Origin of the sequence: Duganella sp. OV510, from assembly GCF_900100205.1 — a bacterium.
Lineage (GTDB): Bacteria > Pseudomonadota > Gammaproteobacteria > Burkholderiales > Burkholderiaceae_D > Rugamonas.
In genome coordinates, this window is the sequence record NZ_FNEQ01000003.1 from 120,092 (window position 1) to 133,426 (window position 13,335).

The 13,335-nt window shown below is 66.2% G+C and carries 14 protein-coding genes; 7 read left to right on the top strand and 7 right to left on the bottom strand.

The genetic code is table 11. The features are described 5' to 3' along the window. Nucleotides 1-193 precede the first annotated feature (193 nt). Complete coding sequence (locus BLS51_RS10380; protein WP_139168686.1) at nt 194-583, top strand: hypothetical protein; 390 nt, start codon at nt 194-196, stop codon at nt 581-583. On the opposite strand, the gene pmbA is transcribed toward BLS51_RS10380, so the two are convergent. Continuing rightward, the gene (pmbA, locus tag BLS51_RS10385; protein WP_090183067.1) at nt 580-1,932 is read right to left on the bottom strand and encodes a metalloprotease PmbA; all 1,353 of its coding nucleotides are present in this window, start codon (nt 1,930-1,932) and stop codon (nt 580-582) included. The genes BLS51_RS10380 and pmbA overlap by 4 nt on opposite strands. A 94-nt stretch (nt 1,933-2,026) precedes the next feature. Between pmbA and yjgA the strand changes: the two genes are divergently transcribed. From yjgA to BLS51_RS10400, 3 genes are read left to right on the top strand one after another with little or no spacing between them, the layout of a single operon-like run. Beyond that, the gene (gene yjgA / locus BLS51_RS10390; protein WP_090183065.1) at nt 2,027-2,638 is read left to right on the top strand and encodes a ribosome biogenesis factor YjgA; all 612 of its coding nucleotides are present in this window, start codon (nt 2,027-2,029) and stop codon (nt 2,636-2,638) included. Beyond that, on the top strand, nt 2,628-3,263 hold the full coding sequence (gene mog, locus BLS51_RS10395; protein WP_090183062.1) for a molybdopterin adenylyltransferase: 636 nt from the start codon (nt 2,628-2,630) through the stop codon (nt 3,261-3,263). The genes yjgA and mog overlap by 11 nt, the downstream gene beginning before the upstream one ends. An 8-nt stretch (nt 3,264-3,271) precedes the next feature. Beyond that, the gene (locus tag BLS51_RS10400; RefSeq protein WP_090183059.1) at nt 3,272-3,937 is read left to right on the top strand and encodes an alpha/beta hydrolase; all 666 of its coding nucleotides are present in this window, start codon (nt 3,272-3,274) and stop codon (nt 3,935-3,937) included. A 45-nt stretch (nt 3,938-3,982) separates the two neighbouring features. On the opposite strand, the gene BLS51_RS10405 is transcribed toward BLS51_RS10400, so the two are convergent. Beyond that, entirely contained in the window at nt 3,983-4,549 is a 567-nt protein-coding gene (locus tag BLS51_RS10405) for a carboxymuconolactone decarboxylase family protein (protein WP_090183057.1), read from the bottom strand. 98 nt (nt 4,550-4,647) lie between these two features. On the opposite strand from BLS51_RS10405, the gene BLS51_RS10410 reads away from it, so the two are divergent. Further along, nucleotides 4,648-5,988 carry an aspartate aminotransferase family protein gene (locus tag BLS51_RS10410; RefSeq protein WP_090183054.1) on the top strand — a complete coding sequence of 447 codons (1,341 nt, stop codon included), beginning with the start codon at nt 4,648-4,650 and terminating at the stop codon, nt 5,986-5,988. Here the strand turns inward: BLS51_RS10410 and BLS51_RS10415 are convergent. Genes BLS51_RS10415 through BLS51_RS10430 form a run of 4 tightly spaced genes read right to left on the bottom strand, consistent with a single transcriptional unit; the run spans nt 5,963 to nt 10,576 of the window. Next, nucleotides 5,963-6,817 carry a fumarylacetoacetate hydrolase family protein gene (locus BLS51_RS10415; protein WP_090183050.1) on the bottom strand — a complete coding sequence of 285 codons (855 nt, stop codon included), beginning with the start codon at nt 6,815-6,817 and terminating at the stop codon, nt 5,963-5,965. The two genes, BLS51_RS10410 and BLS51_RS10415, sit on opposite strands and share 26 nt — an antisense overlap. A gap of 33 nt (nt 6,818-6,850) precedes the next feature. Then, nucleotides 6,851-7,762, bottom strand: a complete 912-nt coding sequence (locus BLS51_RS10420; RefSeq protein WP_229207547.1) for a 2OG-Fe(II) oxygenase — start codon at nt 7,760-7,762, stop codon at nt 6,851-6,853. 4 nt (nt 7,763-7,766) lie between these two features. Beyond that, on the bottom strand, nt 7,767-9,215 hold the full coding sequence (locus BLS51_RS10425; RefSeq protein ID WP_090183047.1) for an MFS transporter: 1,449 nt from the start codon (nt 9,213-9,215) through the stop codon (nt 7,767-7,769). Then, nucleotides 9,212-10,576: a KamA family radical SAM protein gene (locus BLS51_RS10430; RefSeq protein WP_090183044.1), complete on the bottom strand. Its 1,365-nt coding sequence runs from the start codon at nt 10,574-10,576 to the stop codon at nt 9,212-9,214. Before BLS51_RS10430 ends, BLS51_RS10425 begins: the two co-directional genes overlap by 4 nt. 132 nt (nt 10,577-10,708) lie before the next feature. On the opposite strand from BLS51_RS10430, the gene BLS51_RS10435 reads away from it, so the two are divergent. Both BLS51_RS10435 and BLS51_RS10440 read left to right on the top strand, forming a co-directional pair. Next, nucleotides 10,709-11,155: a cache domain-containing protein gene (locus BLS51_RS10435; RefSeq protein ID WP_090183043.1), complete on the top strand. Its 447-nt coding sequence runs from the start codon at nt 10,709-10,711 to the stop codon at nt 11,153-11,155. Nucleotides 11,156-11,168: 13 nt separating this feature from the next. After that, nucleotides 11,169-12,842, top strand: a complete 1,674-nt coding sequence (locus BLS51_RS10440; RefSeq protein ID WP_090183041.1) for a methyl-accepting chemotaxis protein — start codon at nt 11,169-11,171, stop codon at nt 12,840-12,842. Here the strand turns inward: BLS51_RS10440 and BLS51_RS10445 are convergent. After that, nucleotides 12,741-13,319 carry a DNA-3-methyladenine glycosylase gene (locus BLS51_RS10445; protein ID WP_090183039.1) on the bottom strand — a complete coding sequence of 193 codons (579 nt, stop codon included), beginning with the start codon at nt 13,317-13,319 and terminating at the stop codon, nt 12,741-12,743. The two genes, BLS51_RS10440 and BLS51_RS10445, sit on opposite strands and share 102 nt — an antisense overlap. Nucleotides 13,320-13,335 lie beyond the last annotated feature (16 nt).

Below are 13,335 nucleotides of genomic sequence, written 5' to 3' on the forward strand. Positions count from 1 at the left end.
TTCACCGTCGATGCCTATTTCTGCCTATTTTCGCCTATTGAATGCCTATTTTTTTTCGCTCTCACGTGGAACTCCCCTATGAGCGGCAAGGTCTAACAGTTACAAATGTAGGCAATCTTTAGGCAGAAATAGGCGGAAATAGGCAATCACCATGGACACAACCCACCCTGTATATATGGAGCTATATTTTCAGATGCGTAAGCGCGAAGATCTGCGCTCGCAGGAGGAAATCATGCTGATCGCGCTACGCGAATGGATGGCGCGAGAATACGGCCAGCCGACCGATCGCGGCTACCAATGGAAAGACCTGTTCCTGCCGCACGGCACAAGGCTGCGCATCATCCATCGCGGCCACGGCTACATGGCGCAAGTGGAGGGCAACTTGCTGATGGCCGACGGAAAAATAGTCACTCCCAGCTCGTGGGCGACAGAAGTATGTGGCAGCGTGCGCAACGCCTGGCGCGACATCTGCGTCCGCCGCAATTACCGCGAACCGTGGACGCACGCCAGCGACTTGCGCGCTGGCGCCGCGCGTCACCCCGGCATCAACCGCCGACGGCGCGCCCGCCGCAGCACCGATTAAGAACCGGCCACCACCATATTCTCGATCAGGATCGAGCCGGTCTGCTTGGTGCCGCGCACCAGCACATCATTGCCGACCGCAACGATCTGCGCCAGCATATCCTTCATATTGCCAGCGATGGTGATCTCCTCCACCGGATACTGGATCACGCCATTCTCCACCCAGTAACCAGCCGCGCCGCGCGAATAATCGCCGGTCACATAATTGGTGCCCTGGCCCATCAGCTCAGTCACCAGCAGGCCGGTACCCATCTTGCGCAACATCCCGGCAAAATCATCGGCAGCCGTGGTCAGCGTCGACGTCAGCGACAGGTTATGCGAGCCGCCGGCATTGCCGGTGGTCTTCATGCCCAGCTTGCGCGCCGAATAGGTCGACAGGAAATAGCCCTGCACCACGCCATCCTTGACCACATCGCGCTTGACGGTACGCACGCCCTCTTCGTCGAATGGCGCCGAACCAACGCCGCCGATCACATGCGGATCTTCATGAATCTGCACGTGGGCAGGCAACACCTGCTTGCCCAGCGTATCCAGCAGGAACGACGACTTGCGATACAGCGCACCGCCGGACGTGGCTTGCACAAACGCGCCCAGCAGGCCGGCCGCCAGCGGCGCCTCGAACAGTACCGGGCAAGTGCGGGTATCGATGCTGCGCGCATTCAGGCGCGCCAGCGCGCGTTCCGCCGCATAGCGGCCGATCGACTCCGGCGTCGACATCTTCGACGCGTCACGCACCGACGAATACCAGTCGTCGCGCTGCATATGCTTGCCCTTGCCGGCAATCGGCGCCACCGACAGCGTGTGGCGCGAGAATGGATAACCGCCGATAAAGCCGCGCGAATTGGCAGCGACAAAATGCGACTGCTGCACGTGCACGCCGGCGCCTTCCGAATTGGTCACGCGCGGGTCAACGGCAAATGCCGCCGCCTCGGCGCGCTGCGCCAGCGCCACCGCGTCGGCGGTCGAGATATCCCATGGATAGAACAGCTGCAAATCGCGCGGATCCATCTCCAGCTGGTCGGCATCGGCCAGGCCGGCGCAGTCGTCATCGGCGGTGAAGCGCGCGATGTTGTAGGCCGCCTCGACCGTGGCTTGCAGCGCCGCCGGCGAAAAGTCCGAGGTCGACGCATTGCCGCGCCGCTGGCCGATGAACACGGTCACGCCCATGCCCTTGTCCTTGTTCTGCTCGATGGTCTCGATCTGGCTCTTGCGCACCGACACCGACAGGCCGCTGCCCTCGCTGATTTCGACGGCGCAATCGGTGCCGCCCTGGGCTTTGGCATAGCCCAGCACATCACGCGCGAGCTGCTTCAACTGGTCCTGGGTGTGGGTAAAGTGGGTATTGCTCATGGGCTGTTTTCTTCGGGTGGGCGCTAAAACAGTTATCATAGCAGTCGTTTACAGTTTAAGGGCGCAGCCAAGCGCCCGCAGAAAAGTTAATATTATGGTAAATCCCAACCGCAGCACCGGCGGCGTAGGCTTCAGCTCGGCCGAATTCGAAGACGAATACGAGCGCCCGTCCAAATCCGAGGCCAAGCGCCAGTCCAACGCCCTGCAAAAGCTGGGCGAGGCGCTGGTCGAGGCGCCGCGCGACCGCGTCAAAAAAGTGCCGATGCCGGAAGACGTGCTGGAAGCCATCCTGGAATGCCAGAAAATCACCAACCACGAAGGCCGCCGCCGCCAGATGCAGTTTGTCGGCAAGAAAATGCGCACGCTGGATGAAAACGAAGTGGCGCTGATCCAGAAAGCCATCGACGGCTGGAAAGGCGCCTCCAAGGCCGAAACCTCGGCCATGCACGCGCTGGAACGCCGCCGCGAGAAACTGCTGGCCGACGACAACGCCCTGACCGCGCTGCTGTCCGAGCATCCGGAACTGGACGTGCAGCACCTGCGCACGCTGATCCGCAACGCCCGCAAGGAACAGGCCGAGAACAAGCCGCCGAAAGCCTACCGCGAAATCTTCCAGATCCTCAAGCAGCTGGCAGCCGACAAGCGCAAGGCCGCCGGCGCCGACGAGGCCGACGCTGACGCCGACAGCGAAGAAGATGACGAGTAAGGCCACGCCGGCCGGCGCTGCCGAAGCGCCGCTGCTGGTCGGCCTGGTGTCGATCTCCGACCGCGCCAGCGGCGGCGTCTACCAGGACCAGGGCCTGCCGGCGCTGCAGGACTGGCTGGCGCGCGCGCTAAGCACGCCGTTCCGCGTCGAAACCCGGCTGATCGCCGACGAGCAGCCGCAGATCGAAGCCACGCTGACCGAGCTGGCCGACGTCGCCCGCTGCCACCTGATCCTGACCACCGGCGGCACCGGCCCGTCGCGCCGCGACGTCACGCCGGAAGCCACCAAGGCGGTCGGCAGCAAGGAAATGCCCGGCTTCGGCGAACAGATGCGCCAGATCAGCCTGCACTTCGTGCCAACCGCCATCCTGTCGCGCCAGACCGCCGTGATCCGTGAAATCGACGGCCACGCCGCGCTGATCCTGAATCTGCCGGGCCAGCCGAAAGCCATCGCCGAAACGCTGGGCGGCCTCAAGGACGCCGACGGCAACACGCTGGTTGGCGGCATCTTTGCCGCCGTGCCCTACTGCATCGACCTGATCGGCGGTCCCTATATGGAAACCGAGCCGGCCGTGTGCAAGGCCTTCCGCCCGAAATCCGCCATCCGTCCCCAAGCGCAAGGATAAATACAAGCATGAGCCTGCTGCAAACCATCGAAAAAGAAACCGGCGCCAACCCGAGCGTCGCCGTCATCTGGATGCACGGCCTGGGCGCCGACGCCAACGACTTCGTGCCGATGCTGCGCGAGCTCGACCTGGCCGGCCTGCCGCCGATCCGCTTCATCTTCCCGAACGCGGAAACCATGCCGGTCACCATCAACGGCGGCTATGTGATGCGCGCCTGGTACGACATCGCCGTGACCGACCTCGGCCGCCAGGAAGACGAAGCCGGCCTGCGCGCCTCGCAGCTGAAGGTGGAAGCGCTGATCGCCCGTGAAAACGCGCGCGGCATCCCGAATGAACGCATCATCCTGGCCGGCTTCTCGCAAGGCTGCGCGATGACGCTGCAAACCGGCCTGCGCCAGAAAACCCCGCTGGCAGGCCTGATGTGCCTGTCCGGCTACGTGCCGATCGCCGACAAGGCCGCCGCCGAACACACGCCGGAAAGCAAGGCCACGCCGATCTTCCTGGTGCACGGCCGCATGGACCCGGTGATCCCGATCGCCCGCGCCACCGCCTCGCGCGACCTGCTGGTGGGCTGGGGCTACAACGTCGAATGGCATGAATACGCGATGCAGCACTCGCTGTGCCAGGAAGAAGTCGACCACATCAGCGCCTGGCTGAAGCGCATCCTAGCGTAGCGCCCCGCCCCGCAAGGCGGCGCCTTACCGGGTCAAAAGCGCGTCTCAATCCGGCAGCGGCGGCGCGCTGGACGGCGGCACGGCCGTCTGCGCCGCGTTCATCACCATCGCCAGCAACGTGTAGTAGCCGTTGATACCCATCAGGTCCACCACGCCCTGCTCGCCAAAAGCCGCCAGCGCCGCCGCATAAGTCGCATCGTCGACCCGCTGGCGCTGATGCAGCTGCACGCAGAAATCGTGTACCAGCGCCTCGTCCGCCAACAAGCCCTCTGGCCGCCGTCGCGCCGCAATCGCCGCAATCACCGCATCGCTGATGCCGTCATCGCGCGCGATCGGCGCATGGATCGCCCATTCCACCTGCTGGCTCCAGTGCCGCGCCGTCACCAGGATCGCCAGCTCGGTCAGGCGTGTGCCGATGGCGCTGCGGTAGCGCAGGTACTCGCCCATGCGCTGCGCCGCCGCCATCAGCTCCGGCGAGCGTATCAGCGGCACGAACGGCCCGTACAGCGCCCCGCGCGGCCCATCGATCACCGCCTGCGCCGCCACCTGCTGGCTGGCGCTCATCTGCGCAAATGGCAACGGCCCCAGCCGGTCCTCACCACGATCACCCATGCCGCCTCCCTGAAAGACCTCATCATGGCATACATCAATAAGCCGCCGGCAAAACGCGGCTATCGTCGGCAGTCTGCCCCTCGCCACGAAAGGACGCCATGAGCCACCTCATCCACCGCAACCTGCGCCACGCGCCACCGCTCGCCGCCCACGCCGCCGGCATCACCATCACCGACAGCGCCGGCCGCAGCTACCTCGATGCCAGCGGCGGCGCCGCCGTCTCCTCGCTCGGCCACGCCCATCCCGACGTGCTGGCCGCGATGCACGCACAGATCGACCGCAACGCCTACACCCACACCGCCTTCTTCAGCAGCGACGCCGCCGAACAACTGGCCGCCCGCCTGGCCGCCGACGCCCCTGGCGACCTCGATCAGGTCTACCTGGTCAGCGGCGGCTCGGAAGCGATGGAGAGCGCGCTCAAGCTGGCACGCCAGTACTGGGTGGAAGCCGGCCAGCCGCAGCGCAGCACCTTCCTCGCGCGCCGCCAGAGCTATCACGGCAACACGCTGGGCGCGCTGGCGGTCGGCGGCAACGCCTGGCGCCGCGCGCCGTTCGCGCCGCTGCTGATGGACGTGCCGCGCGTCGCCCCCTGCTACGAGTACCGCGACCGCGCCGACGGCCAGCGTCAGGACGACTACACCGCCGCCCTGCTGCATGAGCTGGAACAAGCCATCCTTGCTGCCGGCCCGGACACGCTGATCGGCTTCGTCGCCGAAACCGTGGTCGGCGCCACCGCCGGCGCGGTGCCGCCGACGCCCGGCTACTTCCGTGGCGTACGCGCGCTGTGCGATCAGTATGGGCTGCTGTTGATACTCGATGAAGTGATGTGCGGCATGGGCCGCAGCGGCACGCTGTACGCGTTTGAACAGGAGGACGTGCTACCCGACCTGGTGGTGCTGGGCAAGGGGCTGGGCGCCGGCTACCAGCCGATCGGCGCGGTACTGGCACGCGCGCCCATCGTGCAGCGCCTGCGCGACGGCAGCGGCGCCTTCCAGCACGGCCACACCTACATGGGCCACCCGGTGGCCGCTGCCGCCGCGCTGGCGGTGCAGGAGGTGATCCGGCGCGATGGCCTTCTGCAGGCTGTCACCACGCGCGGCGCCGCGTTCACCGGCATGTTGCACGCCGCGCTGGACGAACACCGGCACGTCGGCGACATCCGTGGCTGCGGACTGCTGATTGGCTTGGAACTGGTGCGCGACCGCGCCAGCAAAGCGCCATTCGACCCGGCACTGGCGCTGCACGCCCGCATCAGGGAAGCAGCGATGGCGCGCGGCCTGATGGTCTACCCGATGGGCGGCACCATCGACGGCCGCCACGGCGACCACGTGCTGCTCGCCCCGCCCTTCATCACCACGGAAGCGCAGCTGGCGGAAATCACCAGCCGCCTCGCCGACTCGCTACAGGCAGCGCTTACTTCGACGCCTTCCAGGCGATGACGTCGGCCTGCTGCTCGCCCAGGCCGGCGATACCCAGCCGCAGCGTATCGCCCTTCTTCAGGAAGCGCTGCGGCTTGCGCCCCATGCCCACGCCCGGCGGCGTGCCGGTGGCGATCACATCGCCCGGCTCCAGCGTGATGAACTTCGACACATAGCTGACAATCTGCGCCACCGTGAAAATCATGGTCGAAGTATTCCCGGTCTGCATGCGCTTGCCGTTCAGGTCCAGATACAGATCCAGATCCTGCACGTCATAGATATCCTCCGCCGTCACCAGCCACGGGCCGACCGGGCCGAAGGTATCGCAGCCCTTGCCCTTGTCCCAGGTGCCGCCGCGTTCCAGCTGATATGCGCGCTCCGACACATCGTTGACCACCGTGTAGCCGGCGATGAACTTGTGCGCATCGGCCTCGCTGACCTGCTGCGCCCGCGCGCCGATCACCACGCCCAGCTCAACCTCCCAGTCGGTCTTCTTCGAGCCTGGCGGCAGCATGACCGGATCATCCGGGCCGTTCAGCGCCGAAATCGCCTTGGTGAAGATGATCGGTTCCTTCGGCTCCGGCATGCCGGCTTCCGCCGCGTGGTCCGAATAATTCAGGCCGATGCACAGGAACTTGCCGACCCGCGCCAGCGGCACGCCGAAGCGCGGATTGCCGCGCACCAGCGGCAGCGACGCATGCGGAATCTTCTCCAGCTTGCGCAGCGACTTCGGCGCCAGCACTGCCGCATCGATGTCGGCGATCACGCCGGACAGGTCGCGCAGCTTGCCCTCGTCATCGATCAAGCCTGGTTTCTCTTTGCCTGGACGGCCATAGCGCACTAATCTCATACCTCACCCTCGGTTAAACAGTCATCCCGCATTTTAACCGTAGCGCTCCTGCCTCAGCCACTTGTTGGCGATGATCTTGGTGCCGCTGACCACCGGCGCGCCGCCGTGCAGCGTCTGCGGGTCCGGCTGGTGGTTGCTGTCGGTGTTGAGGAACCACAGCGCGCTGCCCTTCTTCGGAAACACCTCCAGCCCGAGGTTGGGGAACACCGTGCCGCCGCCCTGCTCCACATCGCACAGGTACAGCACAAAGGTCGCCAGCCGCTGGCCGCCGCGCGCCAGATGCGCGCGATGGCCGGCGCTGTCCGGATCCAGCCAGTCGTAGTGCGGGCGGTACTCCTGCGTCTGGCCATATTTCTGCAACTGGAACGGCTCGCTGCACTCGGGCGACCAGTGGGCGATGGCCGCCAGCCGGCGGTCGATGCGCTCGGCCACCTCCGCCTCGCCGCGCTGGATGAACGCCATCTCCGACGTGCGGCCCTCGTGCACCACGCTGGCGCCGTCGGCTTCCGCCGTCACCGTGGAGCGCGTGTAGCGCGTGCCGCAATGGGCAACGATGGCGTCGCACTCCTCCTCGCTCAGCACATTCCCGAGCAGGATCACCTGTGGTTTCTTCAGCACGAACAGCACGTCGATCTCGCGGTCCGGCGCCACGATGCGGTTGCTGCTGGTATCGATGAAAGGCATGTCACGCGGCGCCGAAAAAGCGCTGGCCTGATGCGCTGCCGGTGCCAGCGCCGGTGCCGGCGCACCGGCATCAGTCTGGCCGCCGGCGCGCAGCTGCACCGCCTCGTCGATCGCCGCGCGCGCAGCCGCCATGCTGTACTGTCCCGAGCGCGCCATGCTGTTGGCCATGTCCAGCGGGCTGCAGGCGCGCGCCAGATTGTCCATGATCCACTCGCGCCAGGTCAGCGGCAGGGAGGCAAACACATTATCGGATGGCTTCATCGCATCATCGGGGGCTGGTCGGATGGGAATCCCATTCTACCGGATTGCGTCCGCGCCGCCGCACAAACCAGACCAGTCCCGGCAGCTGCAACAGCAGCAGCGCACCGAAGGCCGTCCGGTAGGCGGCCGGCGGATAATGCTCCTGCCAGTCCGGCCGCCAGCAGCCCACCACCAGGCCGAAGCCTGCCTGCACCGCGAAAGCGCCAAGGAAGATCAGCAGGTTCAGGCAAGTCGCCGCGCGCCCGGTCAGCGCGCCGGGCAGGCTTTGCGCGACGATGGCGTACTCGATGCCGGTGACCGTGCCCACCAGCGTGAACAGCACCGATAGCAACGGATAGCTGGGCCGCCAGTCGCAAACAAAGCCAGCCTGCACCGTGACAAACAGCGCCACGCCAACCGCCGCCACACTGATCGGCCGCACACCACGCCGGCCGGCCCACTCGGTCAGCATGCCAACCGCGATGGCGCCGAAGATCACCGCCGCCATGCCCAGATATAGCAGATAGCCAACCGCCGCCTCGCTGTAGCCCGCCACGTCGCTCAGCCAGCGGCCTATCCACAGCCCCTGGACGCCGAAGAACACCGTGTGCGGCAACAGCACCAGCGCCACCACCTCGCGGAAAGCCGGATGCCGGCAGACCTCACGCATCGCCGCCAGCATGGCCGGCTTGCGCACGTCGGGCGACGGTAGCACGGTCTGCAATAGCGCCGGCTGCTGCTGCGCGGGGTGCGACGGCGATGGCGGAAGCGGCTGCTGCTGCGCGGGGTGCGGCTGCGATGCCGGAAGCGGCTGCTGCGGCGCCAGCGCGCGGATCAGGAGGCCGGTCAGCGCTGCCGCCAACGCCAGCCACAGGAATAGCGCGCGCCAATCCATATACTGTAACGCCAGGCGCACCGGCAGCGTCGCCGCCGCCGCACCCAGCCCACCGACGGCAATCAGATAGCCCTGTACTGACGGCAGCCGCGCCGGCGCGATCCAGGTGGAGATCGCCTTCACCGCCGACATGAAGCAGCCGCCCAGTCCAAGGCCCATCAGCGCACGCGCCACCAGCAGTTGCGCGAAGTCCTGCCCGCCGGCGAACGCCAGCGCGCCAACGCCAGCCAGCAGCAGCATCGGCAACTGCACCCTGGCCGGTCCCCAGCGGTCCAGTGCCATGCCGACCGGCAGCTGCGCCAGGGCAAACGCCAGAAAGTAAGCGCTAGTCAGCAGCCCAAGCTGGCCGGGCGTCAGCGCCAACGACGCCACCAACTGCGGCGCCAGCGTCGCATTCACCGTGCGGATCAGGCATGACAGGAAATGCCCGAGCGCGAACGGCAAGAACACCAACACAAACACCGCCCGCCCAGAAAGCGCCGCCGGCAGCGCCTCGCAGACAACCGCAGAGGCGCACGGCGCAACGGCCGCCTGCGCGGCAGACGGCGCGACGACAGCGGGCGGCGCATCGCGCGTCATCGCGCGGCCATCAGCGGAATCACCTTGCGCGCGCCGGGCGGCTCGGCGCCGTATTCGCTGCGGCTGCCACCCTCCTCCTCGAAGAAGAACTTCTCCTTGCCAAACGCCGGTTTCAACTCATCCATCCAGGTCGCCTGCGGATCAAACTTCGCATAAAACGGCCGGCGCACCCAGTCTGGATTACGCGCCTGCAGGAACTGCAAGGCAAACACCTTCTCACCACCAATCTGCGCAATCCCGTCTATCACCACCTTGCCCGGAAAAGCACTCATCGACGGCCCACGCACCGTGCGCGACAGGCCGGACACCATCTGGTACGCCGCCTGAAACACCGCATGCGCCCGCGCCAGCGGCAATTGGAAATACTCGCGCGGCCCGGTATCCCGCTCGACAAACATATAGTACGGAATCGCCCCCAGCCGCACGCCGGTCTGCCACAACTCCGCCCACGACGCCGGGTCCTCATTGATATGCCGTATCAGCGGTCCCTGCATGCGCAAGGTGGCGCCGGTGCCGACGATGCGCTTGACCGCCTGCTGCGCCACCTCCTGCCGCAGCTCCACCGCATGGTTGTAGTGCCCCATGATGGCCATGTTCTTGCCCGCCGCGACCACCCGCTCGAACAGCCGCAGCAAATCATCGGCATCGCGATCCGACACAAAGCGCTGCGGCCAATACGCCACCGACTTGGTGCCGATGCGGATGTTCTGGATATGCGCCAGCTCCGGCGTCAACAGCGGCGCGATGTACGCCTCCAGCGAACGCGTATTCATCACCAGCGGATCGCCGCCGGTAATCAGAACATCGGTCACCTCGGGATGCAGGCGCAGATACGACGCCAGCTCGTGCGATTCACTGGCATCGAACTTCATCTCTTCCATGCCGACAAACTGCGGCCAGCGAAAACAGAAAGTGCAATACGCATGGCAGGTCTGCCCCGAACTGGGAAAGAACAGCACCGTCTCCTTGTACTTGTGCTGCAAGCCCTTCAGCGGCGCATCGTTCACGCGCGGCACGTTGTGCGTCATCTGCCCGGCCGGGTGCGGATTCATGCGCAGGCGGATGCGCCGCACCAGCTCCACCAGCGCCGGCTGGTCGGCCTTGCCCAGCACCAGCTCGCGCAGGCGCGCATAGTCGTCCGGCGCCAGCATGTCCCGGTGCGGGAAGGTCAGGCGATAAATCGGATCATCAGGAATATTGTTCCAGTCGATCAGATGGTCCAGCACATACGCGTTGGTGCGAAACGGCAGCACATGCGACACCACCTGCACCGCCTCCTGCAAGTCCGGCGGTATCCACTCCCACTGGCGCGAATGCGAAATCGTCTGGCGGATGAACGGTTTGAATTTGGGCGTATCCATTGCAAGTCCTCGGTCGGGTCGGAAAACCCCATGCTAGGCCGTGCCGCGTTGCAAGATCTTGCGGCAACGCAATTCGTGAAATTGCCGCCGGCGTAGAGTTGACTGCGTCACCCACACTTCAGGAGTCCGTTCATGAAAACCCTCGCCCTGCTCACCACTGCTATGCTGGCGCTGCCCGCGCTGGCTGCCGATCCCACCGAAAAAGACGCCATCGCCATGGCCGAAAAAGGCGCCGCCTACATCAAGGCCAACGGCCAGGACGCCTTCATCAAAAAGATCGCCGCCAAAGATCCCGACTACCTGCAAGGCTCGCTGTACGTCGACGTGCGCGACATCAAGACCGGCATCGTGCTGGCGCACCCGGTCAACCCTTCCATCGTCGGCAAGGACCTGACCGACATCCCCGACGCCAGCGGCAAGAAATACCGCCGCGAGATCATCGAACTGGCTGCCAAAAAAGGCCACGGCTGGGTCGACTACCAGTACAAGAATCCCACCACCGGCAAGATCGAGCCCAAGACCACCTACATCCTGCGGGTCGGCGAGGTGGTGCTGGAAGCCGGCATCTACAAAAAATAAGTCGGAGGGCGCCATGCTGAACCAACTGCGTATCGGTCCCAAACTGCTGCTCGCGCCGATGCTGGTGCTGATGCTGCTGATCGCCACCGCCGCTGCCGCTTACGCCGGCATGGTGCGCCAGAACGCGTCGCTGGAAAACCTGGTGCAGGTACGCGCCGCCCGCCTCAAACTGGCGGCCGACGTCAGCGGCGAAGCGCGCTACGCGCACGCCCACATCTACCAGTTGCTGGCCTGGGTCAACGGCAGCTTTGCCCAGCCGCGCCTGGATGCGCTGGCGCGCGACATCCGCACCCGCCACGCCGCCATCGCCACGCAGCTGCACCAGCTGGACCAGCAGGACAGCGCGGCGGCAGCCGGCCCGCCCGATACCAGCACCAGCGCCAGCGAACGCCAGATCGTCGCGCAAGCGCTGCAAACGCTGGCGGCGTACCGCAAGGCCGTGCAGCAGACCATGGACATGGCGCAGATGGACCAGAGCATCGCCACCAACGCCATGGCCAGCGCCGAAAAGCAATTCCTGCTGCTGAACGACCAGCTGGCGCAACTGGCGGCACAGGAAAAACAACTGAGCGAACAGGCGCACGCGCAAGCCAAGCAGGACTTCCGCACGCTGAACACCAGCATGACCATCATCGTGCTGCTGTCCATCGCGCTGTCGCTGGGCGTGACGATGGCGGTGCGCAGCGCCATGCTGCGCGACATCCGCGCCATCGCCGACGTGGTGATCGCGCTGGCGGCCGGCCACCTTGCCGCCGGCCGCAGCCCGCAAGGACGCGATGAAATCGCCGACACCGCGCGCATGCTCGACCAGACCATGGCCCAGCTGACGCACACGCTGACCACCATCCTCGGCGCGGTGCGCTCGATCGACACCGCCGCCCGCGAAATCGCCACCGGCAACCTCGACCTGTCGACCCGCACCGAAATGCAGGCCAGCTCGCTGCAGCAGACCGCCAGCGCCATGGCCAGCCTGACGCAGGCAGTGCAGGCCAACGCCGCCAACGCGCGCCAGGCCTGCCAGCTGGCCGCCGGCGCCAGCGACCTGGCGCTGCACGGCGGCGCGGCGATGGACGACGCGGTGCAGACCATGGCCTCGATCCGCGCCAGCTCGCGGCAGATCGTCGACATCATCGCCGTCATCGACGGCATCTCCTTCCAGACCAATATCCTGGCGCTGAACGCCGCCGTCGAAGCGGCGCGCGCCGGCGAACAGGGACGCGGCTTCGCCGTCGTCGCAGCCGAGGTGCGCACGCTGGCGCAGCGCTCGGCCGCCGCCGCCAGGGAAATCAAGACGCTGATCGCCGCCTCGGTGGCCACCATCGACAGCGGCAGCGCCTCGGTGCAGCAGGCCGGCGAGCGCATGGGCGGCATCGTCGCCGCCGTGCAGCAGGTGAACGACATCATCGCCCGCATCAGCACCGCCAGCGCCGAGCAGGCGCAGGGTATCGCCGAAGTCAATCAGGCGGTCGGGCAGATGGATGATGTGACGCAGCAGAACGCCGCGCTGGTCGAACAGGCCGCCGCCGCAGCAGCCAGCCTGCAGGACCAGGCCGGCCACCTGTCGCAGGCGGTCTCGGTGTTCAAGTTAGAGCCGCCGCATGGGCTTGCTCAAAAAGCGCGAGCCGGCTTCCACGAAACGCCAAGGCAGCTCCACCGCCTTGGAAATGCCGATGCGCGGGCCGGCTAGCACCTCGACCTCGCGCGCCGGGTCGCGCGGCAGCAGCAGGAATGGCGCCTCGGACAACGGCCGGTTGTTGAACTCGCGCGTCACGCCCAGCGCCTGGCCCAGCCGCCCCGGCCCGGAACACAGCAGGCGCTCATCGTCCAGGCCACGCCGCGCGCGCATCGTCTCCAGCCCTTCCACCGGTTCCAGCGCGCGTATCAGCACGCCGGCGCCGTGGCCCTGTTCGCGGCAGACAAAATTCAGACACCAGTGGATGCCGTGCGACTGGTACACATAGCTGCGCGCAGGCGGCCCGAACATGGCGAAATTGCGCGGCGTCTCGCCGATATAGCAATGCGAGGCCGGCTCCTCGCGGTCGTAGGCCTCGGTCTCGACGATGCGCCCGCCGACGCCGTTGAGCAGCAGCGTCACGCCGATCAGCTGCGGCGCCACCACGTGCGAAGGTGCGCTGAAATCAATCCCTGCGAGTGTCGTCATCATGCGTCTATTCTAAATG